Annotated in this window: 10 protein-coding genes and 1 pseudogene; 8 read left to right on the forward strand and 3 right to left on the reverse strand. The window is 70.8% G+C overall.

The window, feature by feature from the left end:
• A pseudogene (locus ABD292_RS40265) lies at positions 1–371 on the forward strand (glutathione-dependent formaldehyde dehydrogenase); the annotation flags it as partial.
• Between the two features lie 81 nt (positions 372–452).
• Here the strand turns inward: ABD292_RS40265 and ABD292_RS40270 are convergent.
• Entirely contained in the window at positions 453–1,370 is a 918-nt protein-coding gene (locus ABD292_RS40270; protein ID WP_344217061.1) for a TIGR03619 family F420-dependent LLM class oxidoreductase, read from the reverse strand.
• A gap of 205 nt (positions 1,371–1,575) precedes the next feature.
• Here ABD292_RS40270 and ABD292_RS49095 point away from each other — a divergent pair, with 205 nt between their 5' ends.
• The 3 genes from ABD292_RS49095 (at position 1,576) to ABD292_RS40285 (ending at position 9,950) form a co-directional block, all read left to right on the forward strand.
• A complete protein-coding gene (locus ABD292_RS49095; RefSeq protein ID WP_425565242.1) occupies positions 1,576–1,803 on the forward strand; it encodes a zinc finger domain-containing protein in 228 nt (75 codons plus the stop codon).
• A 917-nt stretch (positions 1,804–2,720) separates the two neighbouring features.
• Positions 2,721–9,131, forward strand: coding sequence for a DNRLRE domain-containing protein (locus tag ABD292_RS40280; RefSeq protein WP_344217065.1), 6,411 nt, complete (start codon positions 2,721–2,723; stop codon positions 9,129–9,131).
• 66 nt (positions 9,132–9,197) lie between these two features.
• Entirely contained in the window at positions 9,198–9,950 is a 753-nt protein-coding gene (locus ABD292_RS40285; protein ID WP_344217067.1) for a DUF6461 domain-containing protein, read from the forward strand.
• Between the two features lie 315 nt (positions 9,951–10,265).
• Here ABD292_RS40285 and ABD292_RS40290 read toward each other — a convergent pair whose 3' ends face one another.
• A complete protein-coding gene (locus ABD292_RS40290) occupies positions 10,266–11,654 on the reverse strand; it encodes an APC family permease (RefSeq protein ID WP_344217069.1) in 1,389 nt (462 codons plus the stop codon).
• Between the two features lie 112 nt (positions 11,655–11,766).
• Entirely contained in the window at positions 11,767–12,693 is a 927-nt protein-coding gene (locus ABD292_RS40295) for a CAP domain-containing protein (protein ID WP_344217071.1), read from the reverse strand.
• Between the two features lie 234 nt (positions 12,694–12,927).
• Between ABD292_RS40295 and lepB the strand changes: the two genes are divergently transcribed.
• From lepB to ABD292_RS40315, 4 genes are all read left to right on the forward strand, one after another.
• Positions 12,928–13,455, forward strand: coding sequence for a signal peptidase I (lepB, locus tag ABD292_RS40300; RefSeq protein ID WP_344217074.1), 528 nt, complete (start codon positions 12,928–12,930; stop codon positions 13,453–13,455).
• A gap of 126 nt (positions 13,456–13,581) precedes the next feature.
• Positions 13,582–14,121 carry a cysteine hydrolase family protein gene (locus ABD292_RS40305; protein WP_344217076.1) on the forward strand — a complete coding sequence of 180 codons (540 nt, stop codon included), beginning with the start codon at positions 13,582–13,584 and terminating at the stop codon, positions 14,119–14,121.
• 133 nt (positions 14,122–14,254) lie between these two features.
• Positions 14,255–15,025 carry an SDR family oxidoreductase gene (locus ABD292_RS40310; RefSeq protein WP_344217078.1) on the forward strand — a complete coding sequence of 257 codons (771 nt, stop codon included), beginning with the start codon at positions 14,255–14,257 and terminating at the stop codon, positions 15,023–15,025.
• A gap of 117 nt (positions 15,026–15,142) precedes the next feature.
• A complete protein-coding gene (locus ABD292_RS40315; RefSeq protein ID WP_344217080.1) occupies positions 15,143–18,040 on the forward strand; it encodes an ATP-binding protein in 2,898 nt (965 codons plus the stop codon).
• Positions 18,041–18,134 lie beyond the last annotated feature (94 nt).

The following is an 18,134-nucleotide window of genomic DNA, read 5'->3' on the forward strand; positions in this document are numbered from 1 at the left end:
ATCCGACCCCGGCGATGTACGCCTACGACCGCACCAAGCAGGCCGCCCGGCTGGAGACCGAGCGGCCGTACGTGCTGCGCGAGGCCATCATGGCCTGCCGCAACGGCGGCGTGGTGTCGGTGATCGGGGTCTACGGCGGGTTCGTCGACAAGTTCCCGATGGGCACCGTCATGAACCGTTCGCTGACGATCCGCACCGGGCAGTGCCATGTGCAGCGCTACATGCGGCCGCTGCTGGACCGGATCCGCTCCGGCGAGATCGACCCGAGCTTCGTCATCTCGCACCGCATGCCGCTCAGCGAGGCGCCGCACGGCTTCGAGCTGTTCAAGAACAAGCAGGACGACTGCAACAAGGTCGTGCTCACGACGTGAACCTGCTTTCGCGGCCCCGGGCGGCGATCAGGTGGGCGACCCGCCGGCGGCGGCCCCCGTTCGCCGCCGGCGGTCCTCCGTCTACGGACGGGCCAGGCGGATGAGGTCGGAGTAGAGGGAGAGGGTCTCGTCGAGCCCGGCCTCCGTCCCACTGCCCGCGGTGGCGAACAGCACGTGGTCCACGCCGGTGCCCTCCAGCCCCACGAGGTCGTCGGCGACCTGGCGCGGCGAGCCGCCCAGGAACGGCCGATCGTCGCCCAGCGGCTCGGCCGTGAGCGGCACGTTGGCCCGCGCCACCACGGTCACCGAGCCCGGGTCGCGGCCCTGCTCCTCGACGGCCGCCCGGAACGCCTTGGCCATGTCGACCAGCGTGTCGCGGGTGATCACCACCGGGTTGAGGCCGTCGGCGATGCGCGCGGCCCGCCGGATGCCGCCCGGCGTCATGGCGCCGAGCAGGACCGGCAGCCGCGGCTGCACCGGCTTCGGGTTGATCTCGGATTCGGCGATGTGGGTGAAGTCGCCCTCGTACGCGACCGGGTCCGGCCCCCAGCAGGCCCGCATGGCGGCGACGACCTCGTCCATGCCGCGCCCGATCCGGCTCATCGGCACCCCGGCGGCCGCGAACTCCTGCGGCATCCAGCCCTGGCCGAGCCCGGCCACCGCCCGCCCGCCGCTGAGCTGGTCGAGGGTGGCCAGGCGCTTGGCGAGGACGACGGCCGGGTGCAGCAGGGCGTCGATGATGCTGGTGCCGAGCTTGACGCGGTCGGTGATCGCGGCCACGTAGCTCAGCGTCTCCAGCGGCTCGTAGGCCAGCCGGTAGATCTCGGGCACCGGCTGCGGGTCGCCGCCGCCGATGGCGACCGGCGCGGTCGGCCGCAGCAGTCGTTCGTAGGTCCACACCGAGTCGTAGCCGAGTTGCTCGGCCTCACGGGCGACGCGGGCGATGGCGGCGGGGCCGGCCAGGGGCCCGGAGGTGGGTAAGGCGATACCGAGTTCCATGCCCAGCACACTACTACGTTCTTTATAGTTCACTCGCAAAAAACGAGTAGCGTCCCCGGTCGGCCCTCCGCTTGAAACGGCGGCTCCGGCCGAGCGCGTCCAGGGCAAGCGCTGTTTCATAGGTCGATCAAACGAGTAGCCGGTTGAATCGCTCTGGCAGGGAGCGACGACGACTACCTCCGCGGTTGAGGCTCACGACTGCTCGATGACCTCCTGCGCCGCCCCGGCCGGTTCGCCCTGCCGGACGGGGAAGAGCAAGGTGGCAGTCCAGTGCCACACCGCCCGCTTCCGGCTCGTGCCCGCGCTCGCCAAGGCGCTCAACGTCCACACCCCGGCCCTCCGCAAACCGGGCACGGCCTGGATCGAACTGCCCCGCACGGGCCGCGGCCGGGGTCGAGCCGGCCACGGTTCTGCTGGTCGGCCGAATCCGTAAGTTCAGGCGGCGAATGGCCGGTGTCTCCGGCGCTGTTTGGCCAGGTGCGATCTCTTGATGGCCCGGAACTCCTGTGGCTGTCCGGCGAGCCGCCCATTCAGCTGATCAGCCCACCACCCCCCGCCGTGCAAGTAGTCAACCTGGTCAGAGGCGGCGGGAAAGAGGAGCATGGCCGGAGTTTGAGAGGCGCACACACTCCGTTCTGCAGGAGAGTCACCGAACTGTTCGCTCGTGAGGGAATCGTCGTCCAGAACGCTCCGAGGGTCATCCAGCTTACGGACCAAGATCATCGATTTCAAGAGGCTGAGTATCAGTGATCGCAGGCGGTAAGTAATCGGGCGTGCCGGACATCACCTGCACGATGGCGCCATCAAGGGCGAGAACCCCACCATCGGATCCTGCCTGGCCGGCTGGGCGGAAAGACGGCCGTCGATTCGCCCGGCCTGCCCTTGATCAATTACCCGCGCCGATCTCTTCCCATCCGGCGTTCCCGCTGATATCTATGTGATGATCATCAGCCACTTCGAGACCCGCCAAATGCGCGGGCCCTTCGTGCTGCCATGAATGAGGAGTATTAGTTGTTGTTACCTGCGTTAGATGAGCAGGCGGCTGCGTCGTCACGCCCCTTTGCCCCGAAGCGCCTTGCGCGTTGTTTCGGCAAAGCTGTCGCGGTAGGACTCGCCACCACCATGTTCGCCGCCATGACGAGCGTGCCTGCCTGGGCGCGGCAAGAGCCGGCCGCCGCTGCCGCCGAATCGAAACCCACGACCAGACTTGGAGCTGGTGAGCCCACCCCGGACATGGCGGTCGAAACCGCCAAGCGGAAGGCTCGCGAGACCGGAAAGCGCGTCGAGATCCCGTCAAAGCGGTCGGAGAACGCGACCGTGTACGCCAATCCGGATGGCGAAACGCTCCGTATGGAGCTGCGTTCCCAGCCCTTCCGCATGAAGAAGGAGGACGGCACCGGATTTACTCCGATCGACACCACTCTGCGGCAGAAAAGCGGCGCCATAGCCCCCGAGGCGGCTCCGGGTCACCTCGTGCTTTCTGCCGGGGGTGACAAAAAGCTGCTGCGCATCCGGAGCGAGGCCGGCACCGCGGAAATCGGAACTCCCCGCCAGCTGCCGAAGCCGAAGCTGACCGACGACACCGCCACGTACGAGTCGGCCTACGGCAAGGGCGTGGACCTGCGTGTCACGGCCACCGGGACCGGCTTCCGCCAGGAAATCGTCATTCATGAGCGGCCCAAGGAGCCGGTGGCCTTCCGCATCCCGGTGGATCTGCCCACCGGCATGTCGTACGCGACGACGGAATCGGGGCAGCCGGCGCTGTTCGGCAAGGACGGAAAGAAGATCGCCGACCTGCGTCCGGTGCCGATGCTGGATGCCGAGGCGGCCGACCCGGCCGGTTCCCTCGACGAGGCCCGAACAGGCAAGGCGAGCGTCACCCTGGATGAGGACGGCTCGGCCCTGATCCTCACTCCTGATAGTGCCTTTCTCTCCGATCCTGCCGTTCGATACCCGATCACTCTGACCGCCGCCTCGCCGGGGTGGGTGGGGGCTTCGCTGACGGACGACACGTTCATCAACAGCGTCGACCTCCAGGACGGCTGGTACAACAGTGATCTGGACAGGACCCTTGTCGGCAAGTCCAACAGCGGCACCAAGACCTGGCGCACCTATCTCAAGTTCAAGGTGGCCGTGTCGGAGCTGGAGGACGTGGCGATCCACAACGCCGACCTGATGTTGTGGAATTACTTGTCCAACACCTGCGGCTCGGCCGTCGGCTCGGGAATCGTCGCACGGCGGATCACCAGCCCGTGGGACATCTACACCTTGACCTGGTCCAACCAGCCGTCGACGACGTCGGAGTTCCAGGTCATCAACAACGCCGCCTACAGCAGCGACTGCAGCTGGGGCGAGGGCGAGTTGCTGTATTCGGTCGAGGACACGGTCCGCGCGTGGGCCGCGAAGCTGGACCCCGAGTACGGCTTCCAGCTGCGGGCCACCAGCGAGTCGGACGCCACCAACTGGCGCCGCTACCGCTCCAAGGAAGGGGGCAGCTGGGACCGCGAGCCCAACCACGCTCCCATTCTTTTCATCGACTACACCCCGAACGACCGCGTGGCCATCCATTTCGCGGAGAGCGGGCCGAGGCGGACAGAGCCGATCTCGTACGCGGAGGCCGTGAGCCTGGCGCAGGAGAGCGATGAGGACGTCACCCCGCTCTCTGGCCTCACCGAGGAGCAGCTTCTCCAGCAGGACGCACAGGGCGGTGACCCGTTCCCTGTCGACCGCAGCAACCGCCAGCCCCTCCCGGGTGAGAGCTGGGATCCGGATGAGGCCGAACAGGAGATGGACGAGTTCGCGCCGAAGGTGACTGCGGTCAGCCCGCCGAACAAGAGCGTCGAGGTTGATACCGGCACCACCGTGTCGGCGACATTCGACGAGCCCGTGACCGGGGCGCGGATCACGCTCAAGGACCCCGCAGGTACGGACGTGGCGGGCACGACCGCCATGGACGGGGCTAGCGAAACCATTACATTCACGCCCAGCAGCCCTCTCGCGCCGGGCGTGACGTACAAGGCGGAGGTCAGCGAGGCGACCGACGACGCCTACAACAAGGTCGAGCCCCAGCCCTGGGTTTTCACCACCGCCGGTGGGGTGGCCGCGCACTGGCCCTTCGACGAGGGCTCCGGGACCACCTCCGCCGATGCGTCAGGGCATGGGCATGACGCGACGTTGAGCGGCACCGGGAGGTGGATCGACGGGAAGACGGGCCACGGCGTGTCGAACACCGCGTTGACGCCGACCCGGATCGTCGCGAGCAAGGAGGCTGTCAGGCTGGGGAAGGCGGTCGAGGTTCACGCTGAAACGACGGCGACCAGCCTCACCTACGCCCAGCCGGATGGTAAGACGTACAAAACCGAGGTCACGGCCGGCCCGGTACGCGCTCGGCAGGGCGGCGGCTGGGTGCCGATCGACACCACCCTGGTCGAGCAGGGTGGCAAGCTGCGGACCAAGACCCTCGCCGAGGGCGCGGTCGTGGAGATCTCCGCGGGCGGCACGGACGCGTTCGTGAAGATGACGGCAGACGGCAAGTCGTACGCGCTGCGCTGGCCGACGCCGCTGCCCAAGCCCACGGTCAAGGGCAGTGTGGCCACTTACACCGACGCCGCCGGCGCGGGTGCCGATCTCGTGGTGACGGCGTTGCCGGACGGGTTCCGGCACGAGGTGGTGCTGCGCCAGCGGCCGTCGAAACCGCTGAAGCTGCGGATCGGCGTCGAGGACGAGGGCCTGACCCTGTCGGAGGGCAAGAACGGCCGGTTGCTGCTGAAGGGCAAGGACAAGAAGCTGGTCGCCGCGGCGGCGCCGGCAGCCGCATGGGACAGCGCCAAGGGCCGGCCGGCCAGACGCGGCGCAGCCGCCAGCGACCTGGTCACCAAGGACGGCCGTACGGAGCTGGTGATCGAGCCGGATCAGGCGTTCCTGGCCGACGCCGGCACCGCCTACCCGGTGAGCGTGGCCGCGGCGGTCACCCTGCCGGGAATGACCGATGTGTGGATCTCCAACTACGGAACTCCCGGCTACAGCACCTACCGCAACACGACGCTGTGGGTGGGCACCTACGACGAAGGCGAACCGGCGCCGTGGGTGGAGCGCGCCTTCCTGAAGTTCGACACCGCCGCGCTGGCCAACACCAACGTGTCGGCGGCGACGCTGAGCATGCGCCGCACCGATGCCATCGGCTGTGGCGACGCCCGATCCGGCATCAAGGCCCAGCGGGTCACCGCCGCCTGGACCGACGTCGAGCTGACCTGGGAGAACCAGCCCGGCACCGCCACCGCCGGGGAAGCGGTCGCCAATGACACCGCCACCTGCGGCGCGCCGGGCACGATGAGCTGGAACCTCGCCGCGATGGCCCAGGCGTGGGCGTCCGGCAGCGCCAACCACGGGCTCATGCTGCGCGGCGTGGACGAGACCCTGGACGGCGGCCGGCCGCCGTACGACCGGGCCTTCGACTCGTTCAACGCCACCAACAAGCCCACGTTGACCGTCACCTACACACTCGGCTCCACGCCCACCGTCGCCGGGCTGCAGATCAGCCCGGCCACCAGCGCGGGCGGGACGGTGACCGCCACCTCGCTCACCCCGCAACTGGCTGCCACCGTCGCCGACACCGCCGGCGGCAACCTCACCGGCCAGTTCGAGATCGAGCACGACCCGGCAGCCACCGCGCAGGGCAGCGGCCAGATCTGGGCCGGCACCTCCCCGGCGGTCAGCTCCGGCGGACAGGCCACCGTCAGCGTCCCGGCCGGGAAACTGGCCGACGGCTGGAAGATCCGCTGGCGCGCCCGCGCGGCCAACGCCGCCACCTCGTCTGCCTCGGCGTGGTCGGACTGGCAGACGGCCACCGTCGACGTGCCCAACCCCACGACCGGCGCCTTCCAAGTCACCCCGTCCCAGGTGGTGAACGGCGTCACCACGGCCACCAGCCTGACCCCCGCCCTGCGCGCCACGGTCACCGACCCGGCCGCGCAACCGCTGCGCGCCGAGTTCGAGGTCGAGCACGACCCGGCCGCCTCCGGTCAGGGCACCGGCCAGATCTGGACTGGCGCCACCGACAACGTCACCTCCGGCACCCAAGCCACGGCCACCGTCCCCGACGGGAAACTGACCGACGGGTGGAAGGTGCGCTGGCGCGTCCGGGCGATCAACACGGCCACCACGGTCGGCTCGCTGTGGTCTGACTGGCAGAACCTGACCATCGACGTGCCGGACGCGGTCTCCGAACCGGCCGTCGGCGCGCTGCAGGTCAGCCCGTCCGAGCAGGTGGACGGTGTCACCGTCACCCCCACCCGCACCCCGGCACTGCTGATCCAGGTGAGCGACCCGGCCGGCAAGCCGCTGCGCGCGGAGGTCGAGATCGAGCACGACCCGGCCGTACCCGATCAAGGCAGCGGCCAGATCTGGACCGGCAGCGCCGACAACGTGCCGGCCGGCACCCAGGCGAACATCACGGTCCCGGCGGACACGCTCACTGACGGCTGGAAGGTCCGCTGGCGGGCCCGCTCCGTCTCGGCCACCGCCGCTTCGACCTGGTCGGACTGGCAGTCCTTCACCGTCACGCTGCCCAGGCCCACCGCCACCGGCCTGGCCGTCACCCCGTCCAAGGTGGTGGACGGGGTGACGGTGACCACCAGGCTCACCCCCACCCTCCAGGCCACCCTCACCCATCCGACAGGCCAGGCACTGCGCGCCGAAGCCGAGATCGAGCACGACCCGGCCGCGACCGGACAGGGCACCGGCCGGATCTGGGCCGGCGCCGTGGACAACATCGCCTCCGGCACCCAGGCGAGCATCACCGTCCCCGCAGGCACGCTCACCGACGGGTGGAAGCTGCGCTGGCGCTTGCGCGCCGTCACCGACGACGCGTCCTCGGTCTGGTCCGACTGGCAGCAGGTCACCGTGGACGTCACCCAGCCCGGCGAGGAACCCCTGGCCCAGACCGCCGGACCAGTGATCCGCACCGACCAGAGCTTCACCACCGCCGCCTGGCTGCGCTGGAGCGACAAGGACGGCGACTACACCATCCTCGAACAGAAGGGCGCCCACCAGGCTCCCTTCAGGCTCGGCAACACTCCGCAGCACGGGCTGGTGTTCACCTTCACCAGCGCCGATGCCGTCGGCGCGACGGTCGAGGGCGTGCTGTCCGGTGTCGAGCCACCGGTCGGTGAGTGGTTCCACCTGGCCGGCGTGTACGACGCCACGGCCGAGACCGCCTCGCTGTACCTCAACGGCAGTCTCGTCACCACAGCTCCCGTCACCCTGACTGCGTGGAACGCGAACGCCCCGATGACCCTGGGCAGCACGATGCAGGGAGACCTCGACGACGTACGCGTCTACCCACGCCCGCTGTCGGCCGAGCAGATCGGGGCAATGTCAGGGAGCACTCCGGTGGCCCGGCCGTCCAGCGAGCCGACGGCCTCCCCGAAGAGCGCCACCCAGGCGGCGACGTTTAACTATCACCACAAATCGCTGGAAGACTGCGAGGCGGACCGCGATGCCCGCACCGGCAAGGGCACGAAGGTGCGCGCCTGGGACCACGCCACGCCTTACAGCGCGTGCTGGAGTCGCCACGAGTACTTCATGATGTTCGAGACCAAGGTGAAGAGCACCAAGCAGAACGGAACCGTCAAGCAGACCAAGGTGGCGACGCCTGAGGTCGATGGCCAGTTGCACTTCGACGCCACGATGGTGATGCACACCTACCTCGGCCAGAGGTACGGCGGTATCGTCGGCGGCGGATCGGTGACGGCACAGAACATCAAGGTCTTCACCAAGATCAGCAACATGGACGGCGGAGCCGGCGAAGGCGTCGCCGGCTGGTTCGAGTGCCTCTTCGGCGGCTGTGAAGGCAAGTTCGATGAGGACGACCTGGAACGGGTGCTCACCTTGACCGTGGACGTCCAGGGCGGCAGCAACGCGTGCACCCTGGTCCCCGGATCCGGCTACCAGGGCACGCTCAAGCGGGTCGACAGCGTCGACGACTGGGTGGAGGACGGCAGAGACGAGTTCCTCCTGCGCTCGCACGCGAACCCGGTCAGCAGTTGCACGGTCCGCCCGTGGATCACCTTCAACGATCCCACCCCGTTCGTCTCGGGATCGCAGTCCGTCGCACTGTGGGGCCCGCCGGGATCGGTGAGTGACGCCACCTCCGCATCGATGGCCAAGCGGGCCAACTCCCCCGCCGCCACCTGCGACGACATCACCACCTGGGAGAACAAGGGCGGCTGCATCATCAACGGATCGAGCCGCATCTACGAAATGGCTCTGAACGATCCGACTTTCGGTGCGGTCTCCCAGCACATCAACCGGGCATTCACCACCCCGGACGACACGAAGCCGCCGAAGGACGGCAAGATCATTCCCGGAAACTGGGGGCTGACACCGCAGGGCACGCTACGCGAAACACCCCTGGGCGAGTCGCTGCAGCGGATCCAGAAGTTCAACAACCAGGGCAAGCCCACGGAGAAGTACAAGGCCAATCTGGACGCCAAAGACGCGGTCTGTACGCAGTACTTCTCCGATCGTCCGCGGCCGAGCACCGAGGAGGATGAGACCAAACACCAGGACTGTGATGAGTTTCCCTTCGCGTCAACCGACAAGGGGGGCGGCTATGTGCACCCGCAGCACGGCTGGGGCAACTTCTCGGTGGAAGCGCTCAACGCCAAGCAGAATCAGGAGGCGGGCACTGACCTGCTCATCTTCTTCTCGCGGTACCGCGTCCGGGTGGGCCACTCGTACTGGCTCGTGATCAAACCCTGACAACCGGCCGCCGGGCCAGGCCGGTTCGCCCGGCCCGGCGGCCCCTAATCCCAAGGAATGTGGATCGTGCGACGGTCGGAACGGTTATGGCACCTGCTCTACGAGTACGGGTGGACGGAGCACTTCAGCGGCGTGTGGGTGACCGGGCTGGACCTATCCGGTCTAGGGCGTCGTCTGGGGGTGAAGGCCGGTGATGCGCGGCTGTGCGACCGCGCGGCTCTCTCGCAGATCCTGCTCGACTCCTATGGTGATGGCGCGACCATCATCTGGGCCGATCGCCTGAACGACGACTGGCTCCAGATCATCGAGCCTCAGGGCGCCGCTTGCAGCACGGCCATGGCGGAGCTGTCCGGCGATGGCGGGCGCGCCGTAGGGGTGGCCTGGGGTCCGGGCGGCGTACGGGACCTCCGGTATGCGGTGGACGGCGAGGAGATCACCAGGTTCAGCGTCACCATCCCCGATCGGCGGTCCGGCCGAGTCCCTGACGCGCTGGACACTGCCGCCCAGGGCCTGCTCTTCGACCTGGACGACTCAGGCTGGCGTACGGACCCGGAGTTGCCGCCGGCCTGGACCGCCTTCGAGGAATGGTTCATCGCCCTCCAGGAAGGCGGGGGGGTGGAGGGAGACCTGGAAGGCCAGGAACCGCTCCCGCCGGAATTCGCCACCCTCTACGAGTGGTCGCTCAACGGTTACCATCCCGCCCTGGCGACCAGCATCACCTCAGCGCTGGCACTCGTCGGTAGGATCACCGGCAAAGAGATCGACCGCGAGTGGCTGAGCGGTAGCCATCCCTGCATGTCGATCCCTTTGAAGGGGTGACCAGCAGACCGCGATCTGACCGGCCGGGCCTGCCATGCCCTGGCCCGGCCTCCAGCGCCAGGATCACTTGCCACGGCCAACCGCCTGTGCACCTGGAACGAGATCCGGCGTCAACCACGCCCCTGAAGCCTGCCGCCAGGCACGGCGGCGCTGCTGGTCAAGTTCCTGCCCGCCGCGACGGTCGCGGCGCTCGGCGGTCCGGGGGCGTTCGCCGCCGCCGTGGACGACTCACTCGACCGGGCCGCGGCCGTGCCGGGGGAGGGGGAGGAGGCGGTGCGCCGGCTGATCCTCGGCCCCTGACACGGGGACCGCGCGTCAGGTCCTGGGGCTGGTGAACAGCCGGGTCACCAGCCAGAGGGCCACCCCGAGCACCAGCAGCACGCCCGCGATCTCGTACTGGCCGGCCGGCCGCCCGGACGACCACGGCAGCACCAGGTAGAGGCAGGTGACCGTGCCCAGCACGGGCAGGACCCGGCCCGCGGTGAAGTGCGCGACCTCGACCCGGTCCCGCCGCAGCACCAGCACGGCCACGTTGACGGCGGCGAACACGGCGAGCAGCAGCAGCGACGTCGTCCCGCCCAGCAGTGCCACGACCGGGCTCTGCGGATCCAGGGAGACGAAGACGATGAGCCCGACGGCCAGCACGGTGGTGAACAGGATCGCCGCCTGCGGCGTGCGCCTGACCGGGTGCACCGAGGCCAGGACCGGCGGCAGCACGCCCCGCCTGCCCATGCCGTAGAGGAGCCGGCTGGCCATCATCATGTTGATCAGCGCGGAGTTCGCGACCGCGAACATGGAGATGAACGGCATCAGGCCGGCGATCGGGAAGTCCGGCGTCGCCGTCCGCACCACGGTCACCAGCGGCGTCTCGCTGCCGGCGAGCTGCCCGACCGGCACCACGGCGACGGCGCAGATCGACACCAGGACGTAGATCAGCCCGGTGATGCCGAGCCCGGCGAACATCATCCGCGGGAACGTCCGCACCGGGTCCTTGGTCTCCTCGGCCATGTTGACCGAGTCCTCGAAGCCCACCATGGCGAAGAAGGCCAGCGACGTCGCCGTGCTGATCGCCAGGAACACGTTCTTGTCGGCGGCGGTCTCGAAGGCGACCACGCGGGAGAAGTCCGCCTGCCCGCCGAGGATGAAGAACATGCTGAGCACGATGACCAGCAGCAGCCCGGACAGCTCGATCAGGGTGAGCACCACGTTGGCCTTGACGCTCTCGCCGACGCCGCGCAGGTTGACCGCCATGACCAGGAGCATGAAGCCGGCCGCGATGAGCAGCACGAGGAGGTTGCCCCCGTCCAGGCCGAACCCCTCGACCAGGTTCGCGGCGAAGGCCCGCGCCGCGGCCGAGGCGGAGGTGATGCCCGAGCACATGACGGCGAAGGCCACCAGGAAGGTCAGGGCGTGCCTGCCGAACGCCTTGTCCACGTAGAGCGCGGCGCCCGCGGCCTCCGGATACTTCGTGACGAGCTCCAGGTAGGAGCAGGCGGTGATCAGCGCGACCGCGAAGGCGACGACGAACGGCAGCCAGGCGGCGCCGCCCACCTCGCCGGCGACCTGGCCCATCAGCGCGTAGACGCCCGTGCCGAGGATGTCGCCGATGATGAACAGCAGCAGCAGCCCGGGGCCCATCACGCGCTTCAGGCTGTGCGGGCCGTCGCCGGTCCTCGCCGGGCCGGGGGGAGTGGTCTGGGTCATGGCCGGTCCTTCGCTGTACGTCCTGCGGAGCCGTGCGTGCACATACCATCACGGTAGGTCACGCGCGCCCCGGCATGTGGTGGTCAGCGACACTGCCCGGCGGCGGGCCGAATCAACGTCTGGCGAAGTCCTGCGTCCAGTAGAGCGGGCCCTGCCCGTTCTTGGCCGCGCCGACGCCGATGTGGGTGTAGGCGCAGTTCATGATGTTCTCCCGGTGGCCGTCGCTGTTCATCCAGCCCTTGACGACCTCGGCCGCCGTACGCTGCCCCATGGCGATGTTCTCGGCCCAGGCCGAGCCGGTGAAGCCGGTGGCGCGGATGCGGTCGACCATGTCGCGGCCGTCCTGCGAGTCGTGCTCGAAGTAGTCGTTCTTCGCCATGTCGGCCGAGTGCCCCAACGCGGCCCGCCGCAGCTTGGCGTCGTGGGTGAGCGGGCCGCAGCCGCCCTTGGCCCGTTCGGCGTTGGTGAGGCGGACGACCTCGTTCTCCACCGCCGTGCCGACGGACGTGGCGGACGCCTTGGCCGTCGGCTCGCCGGACGCCTGCGTCCGCGGGGCCGTGGGGGTGGGAGTGGGGGTCGGGGTGGGCGTGGCACAGGTCAGCCGGACGGCCTTGGACGTGGCGGTCCCGCCCCGGTAGTCGGTGGCGACCGTGTAGTACGTGCCGGGCTTGCACGGCAGCCGCAGGGTGATCTTCCCGTCCCTGGTGGCGCCGCTCTTGACGACCGGGTCGGCGCCGGGGACGGCGCGCTTGACGCGGATGCGCAGCAGCGCAGGACGGACGCAGTCGCGTCGGGTCGCGCCGGCCACGATGGTGAGCGCGGCGACCTCCGGGCGGGCCACGCCGACCTGGCAGTCGTCCGACTCCTTCTGTGGTTTCTTGTCCGGCTTTGCGGACGGGGCCGGCGTCGCGGTGTCCGCCGGCGCGGTGATCTGCGACGCCGCGCCGGCCGCGGCGTTCCCCGCGTCGTCGGACGGGCCGCAGGCGGCGAGGGTGACGGCGGTGGTGACAGCGGCGAGCACCCCTAGGGGTCTGCGCATGAGGTTCCTCCAGGTGGCGGGAGACGCAACGCAGTCCCGCATTCTGCCACAAAAAGGACATTTCGCCCCCAGTGATGCCAACTGGGCATCACTGGCACTGTGGCACCGCCAGCGCGACGTGACAACACCCGCCCCGTACGACCCGAGCTCCCGGGAGGTGCGCGCCAGTGGCGACGGACCAGGCCATGGCCTTGGCGTGGAGCCGCCAGGCACGTCGTCCCGGATAATGCCCTGATGATTCCTTTACGTACGGCCGCCGTGGCGGTTGTCTTTCCGGTCCTGATCGCCACCGCAGGCTGTGGCCTTCTGCGCACGGTTGCCGGCGAGTTCCGCATGACCATGCCGAGCGAGTCGATGAAGCCGACCATCGAGATGGGGGCGCGCCTCACGGTGCGGCGGACCGCCGATGACTACGTTCCCCGCCTGGGTGACGTCATCGCCTTCATACCGGACGACTGGCGCGGCATCACCCCGGACGCCCTGCACGTGTCGAGGGTCATCGGCGTGCCGGGAAGCACCGTGGTCTGCTGCGATTCCCAGGGGCGGCTCAAGGTGAACGGCAGGGCGCTGTACGAGCCGTACGTCGCCGGCCTGCCCGCGTCGTATGTGAAGTTCAGCGTTCAGGTCCCACCTGGCCGGCTCTGGGTGATGAGCGACAATCGCCACATCGCCCTCGACTCTCGCGCTCACCGCGCTGACCCTGGGCTAGGCACCATCGCGGTCTCCGGCGTCAGCGGCGTGGTGAGTCCGCCGAATCCCTGAGGGAGCGCGCGGCGCGATCGCCTCACGGGCCACGCCGCCGTCGGGGCCGCCAAGACCACTGGCCGCCGGCCCGCCTGGCGGGGTGTCTCATGGATTAGCCGCGGCCGTCCGGAGAAGGTGAGGGTCATGACTAAATCCGCGCTGGTCGTCATCGACATGCTGAATCCCTACGACCACAAGGACGCCGACAAGCTCACCCGGCACGTCGCGCCGATCGTGGAGCCGCTGGCGGGGCTCGTGGCCCGCGCCCGTGAGCGCGACGACGTTGAGCTGATCTACGTCAACGACAACTACGGCGACTTCTCCGCGGACCGGCACGAGCTGGAGAAGCGGGCGATGGAGGGGGAGCGGCCGGACCTGGTGGAGCCGATCCTGCCGCCGGCGGAGTGCGCCTTCCTGCCCAAGGTGCGCCACAGCGCGTTCTTCGGCACCTCCCTGGAGTACCTGCTCACCCACCTGGAGGTCGGGACCGTCGTGCTGACGGGGCAGGTGACGGAGCAGTGCGTGCTCTACAGCGCGCTGGACGCGTACGTGCGGCACGTGGATCTGACGGTGCCGCCGGACTGCGTGGCCGCCATCCACGAGGACCTCGGCGAGGCGGCGCTGCGCATGATGGAACGCAACATGTCGGCGAGCCTGACCCCGTCCCAGGAGATTTTCGCCTGACCGCTTATTAATCTACATTGTAAAGGCGCTCCGCTGGTGAGGTCGTGGTGAGCGTCCGGTGAGAGGGCTTCGCCATCGTCAAACCCATCACCGGGGCCACCAGGGGACCGGCCGTGCACGGAGGAACAGGACGATGGGCATGCTGACGGGGAAGACGGCGCTGGTGACGGGGGCGTCGCGGGGGATCGGGCGGGCGGTCGCGCTGCGGCTCGCCGCCGAGGGTGCGCTGGTCGCCGTCCACTACGGCGGCAACGCCGAGGCGGCCAAGGAGACGGTGGCGCGCATCGAGGAGGGCGGCGGCCGGGCCTTCGCCGTCCAGGCCAGGTTCGGCGCCGACGACGCGCTGGACCGGCTGTTCGACGGCCTGGCCGCCGGGCTCGCCGACCGCGGGCTGGACGTGCTGGTCAACAACGCGGGCATCGCGTCCATCGCCCCCATCGCGCAGGTCTCGCCGGACGAGCTGGAGCGGGTGCTGGCGATCAACGTGGTCGCGCCGTTCTTCGTGATCCAGCGGGCGCTGCCGTTGCTGAACGACGGCGGCAGGATCGTCAACATGGGCTCCACGGCCAGCCGCTTCGCCGTCACCATGCAGATCGCCTACACCGTGAGCAAGGCCGCGCTGGAGTCGCTGGCCCCGACGCTCGCCAACGAGCTGGGCCGGCGCGGCATCACGGTGAACACGGTCGCGCCCGGCGTCGTGCGTACGGACATGACGGCCGGGCACGCCCTCACGCCCGAGCTCGTCGCCGGGCTGGAGGCGATCACCGCGCTCGGCCGGCTCGGCGAGCCCGAGGACGTCGCCGACGTCGTCGCCTTCCTGGCCGGGCCGGACAGCCGCTGGGTGACCGGCCAGACGATCGACGTCTCGGGCGGCACGTGGCTCGGCCCGCTCGGCGTCGCCTGACCGGGCTCAGCTCACGGGCACAGCTCACGGGCCCTGTTCACGGGCGCGGCTCACCAGGCCCAGCTCGCAGGCCCGGCTCTCGGGCTCGGCTCGCGGGGCCGGTGGATAATCACCGGCATGCGGTTCGGAATCCTCGGCGAGACGCGGGCCTGGCACGACGACGGCACCGAGGCGCCGCTGGGCGGGCCTGCCCGCCGCGCCCTGCTGGCACTGCTGCTGCTGCGTCCCGGTGCGGTGGTGCCGGCCGAGCGGCTGGCGGGGGAGCTCGGCCAGGGGGCGGAGCCGTCGACGCACGCGCTGCAGTCCCAGGTGTCGCGGTTGCGCGCGGCCCTCGGCCCGGAGGCGGCCATCGAACGGACCGGCGCCGGCTACCGGATCGTGGTGCCGGCGGACGCGGTCGACGCCGTCCGCTTCGAACGGCTCGCCGCCGAGGGCCGGGCGGCGCTGCGCGACGGCGACGCCGGGGCCGCGGTGCGGCTGCTGCGCGAGGCGCTGGGGCTGTGGCGCGGGCCGGCGCTGGCCGGGCTGCCCGACGGCGAGAGCGCCCACGCCGCCGCCGCCAGGCTGGAGGAGCTGCGGCTGGCCGCGCTGGAGGACCGCATCGAGGGCGAGCTGCGGCTGGGCGAGCACCGCGCGGCGGTGCCGGAGCTGCGGGAGCTGGCCCGCCGCCATCCGCTCAGGGAACGGACGGCCGCGCTGCTCATGCGGGCCCTGTCGGCCGGGGGCGGGCAGGCGGAGGCGCTGCTGGTGTTCGAGGAGACCCGGCGGCGGCTGGCCGACGAGCTGGGCGCCGACCCGTCGCCGGAGCTGGCCGCGCTGCACCGCGAGCTGCTGGCCGCCGGTCCCGCGCCGTCGCCCGCCGCGCCGCCCGCGCAGCTCACCTCGTTCGTGGGCAGGGAACGCGAGGTGGCCGGGGTCGCCGCTCTGCTGCGGACGGCGCGGCTGGTCACGCTGACCGGGCCTGGCGGCGTCGGCAAGACCCGGCTGGCGGTCGAGGTCGCCGCGGGCGCGGACGGTGAGGTGTGTTTCGCCGAGCTGGCGGCGTTGAGCGACGGCGGCGGGCTGCCGCAGGCGCTGCTGGCCGCGCTCGGCCTGCGTCACGACGGGCTCCAGCTCGCGGGCGGGGCGCGGGCGCCGCTGGAGCGGCTGGTCGCGGCGTTGTCGGACCGGGAGCTGCTGCTCGTCCTGGACAACTGCGAGCATCTGATCGACGAGGCCGCGGCGCTGGCGGGGCGGCTGCTGGCGGCCTGTCCGCGGTTACGGGTGCTGGCGACCAGCCGGGAACCGCTCGCGGTCATCGGCGAGCACGTCTGGCCGGTGCGGCCGCTCGACGGCGCGGCGGCGGTCCGCCTGTTCGCCGACCGGGCGGCCGCCGCCGGGCGTGGGCTCGCCGCCGATCCTGGTCTCGTCCGACGGATCTGCGCGGCCCTCGACGATCTGCCGCTGGCGATCGAGCTGGCGGCGGCGCGGCTGCGCACCCTCGGCGTGCGGGAGCTGGCCGCGCGGCTGGACGACGTGCTCGGTGTCACGGCGCGGGGCGTCCGCACGGCCGACGAGCGGCACCGTACGCTGCGGTCGGTCGTCGCGTGGAGCTGGGAGCTGCTGTCGCCCGAGGAGCAGCGGGCGGCGCGCCGGTTCACCGTCTTCGCGGGCGGCGCGAGCGGGCGGGCCGCTCGCGAGGTGTGCGGGGCCGGGGGTGACGTGCTGGAGTCGCTGGCCGACAAGTCGCTGCTGGAGGTCGCGGGCGACGGACGGGTGCGCATGCTGGAGACGATTCGCGCGTACGGGGCCGAACGGCTGGAGGAGGCGGGCGAGGGCGAGGAGGCCCGGCGCGCCCATGCCCGGCAGTTGCTGGAGCTGGCGCGGGCGGCCGACGCGCATCTGCTCCGCGCCGAGCAGCTCGACTGGCTGCCGGTGCTGGGCGCCGAGCACGGCAACCTGCTGGCGGCGTTGCGGTGGGCGGCCGGGGCGGGGGAGCGGGGGCTCGGGCTGCGGCTGCTGGCGGCCGCCTCGGCGTACCTGTGGATCCGGGGCGTGTCCGCCTCGGTGGCGCCGTACGCGATCGCGTTGCTGTCCGGCGAGCTGTCGCAGGACGATGGACTCGGTGAGGAGTACGCGATCTGCGTCCTGCACGCGGCTGCCGTCCCGGCCGGGCGGGAGCTCTGGCTGCGGCACGCGGCGGCGGCGGGTGAGGCGCTGGCCGCCGCGTGGCCGGGTGACCGTGCGGGCCGTCATCCGGCCGCGCTGCTGTTGTGGATGATGCGCAACGCGGGCGAGCGGGATCCGGGGGACGCCTTCACGCTGGTCTCGGCGCAGCGGGACTGTCCGGACCCGTGGGCGCGGGCGTTGTCGCATTATGTCGGCGGTTTCGACGCGCTGGGGACGGGCGGCGCCGCGGCGGGGGAGGACGCCTTCCGCGCGGCCGCCGAGGGGTTCCGTGAGACCGGCGACCGCTGGGGTCTGGCGCTGGCGCTGGACGTCCTCGCGGGGCTGGCGAGCGGGCGCGGTGACCAGGCGGAGGCGATCGCCCTGACCGATCGGGCCCTGACGCTGAGCGGTCAGCTCGGCGCGCTGGAGGACCAGGCCGACTTCCTGGTCAACCGCGCCGACTACCTGATCTCCGGGGATGGCGCGGGGGACTTCTCGGCGGCGCGGGCCGGCTATGCCTCGGCCGCCGCGCTGGCTCGCCGGGCGGGCAGTTCGTCCGGTCTGGCCGCGGCCCTGCGCGGTTTCGGTGACCTCGCCCTGCTGGCCGGCGACCTGGCCGAGGCGGAGCGGCTCTACGCCCGCGCGCTGGAACGCAATGACCCGCACTGGGTCAGGAGCCTCGGCACCCAGGTACGCATCCTCGTCGGCCTCGGCCGGGTGGCCGCCGCGCGTGGCGACCGGTCCACTGCCGCGACGCGCTACCGCCAGGCCGCTGAAGCCGCGGGCGTGATGGGACCCGCGGTCCCCGGCGCGCTGCGCCTGCTCGGCCTGCCCGCGGGGATCGCCGCCGTCCTGACCTCCGGGTGAGCGCGGGACCGCCCGGCCACCTCTGAACGAGGTGAAAGTTTCAGGGGGAAGCGGCAGGTCGTCCGGCGCCGGGTCCGTACGCCGGTTGACGTCA

Origin of the sequence: Nonomuraea bangladeshensis, from assembly GCF_039529455.1 — a bacterium.
In the GTDB taxonomy this organism is placed as follows: Bacteria; Actinomycetota; Actinomycetes; order Streptosporangiales; family Streptosporangiaceae; genus Nonomuraea; species Nonomuraea bangladeshensis.

Coding starts and splice junctions, on each gene's coding strand:
- ABD292_RS40270 (WP_344217061.1), bottom strand. CDS start 1,370: ATGGAACTCGGTATCGCCTTACCCACCTCCGGGCCCCTGGCCGGCCCC.
- ABD292_RS40310 (WP_344217078.1), top strand. CDS start 14,255: ATGGGCATGCTGACGGGGAAGACGGCGCTGGTGACGGGGGCGTCGCGG.
- ABD292_RS40295 (WP_344217071.1), bottom strand. CDS start 12,693: ATGCGCAGACCCCTAGGGGTGCTCGCCGCTGTCACCACCGCCGTCACC.
- lepB (WP_344217074.1), top strand. CDS start 12,928: ATGATTCCTTTACGTACGGCCGCCGTGGCGGTTGTCTTTCCGGTCCTG.
- ABD292_RS49095 (WP_425565242.1), top strand. CDS start 1,576: ATGACCTCCTGCGCCGCCCCGGCCGGTTCGCCCTGCCGGACGGGGAAG.
- ABD292_RS40305 (WP_344217076.1), top strand. CDS start 13,582: ATGACTAAATCCGCGCTGGTCGTCATCGACATGCTGAATCCCTACGAC.
- ABD292_RS40290 (WP_344217069.1), bottom strand. CDS start 11,654: ATGACCCAGACCACTCCCCCCGGCCCGGCGAGGACCGGCGACGGCCCG.
- ABD292_RS40280 (WP_344217065.1), top strand. CDS start 2,721: ATGGAGCTGCGTTCCCAGCCCTTCCGCATGAAGAAGGAGGACGGCACC.
- ABD292_RS40315 (WP_344217080.1), top strand. CDS start 15,143: ATGCGGTTCGGAATCCTCGGCGAGACGCGGGCCTGGCACGACGACGGC.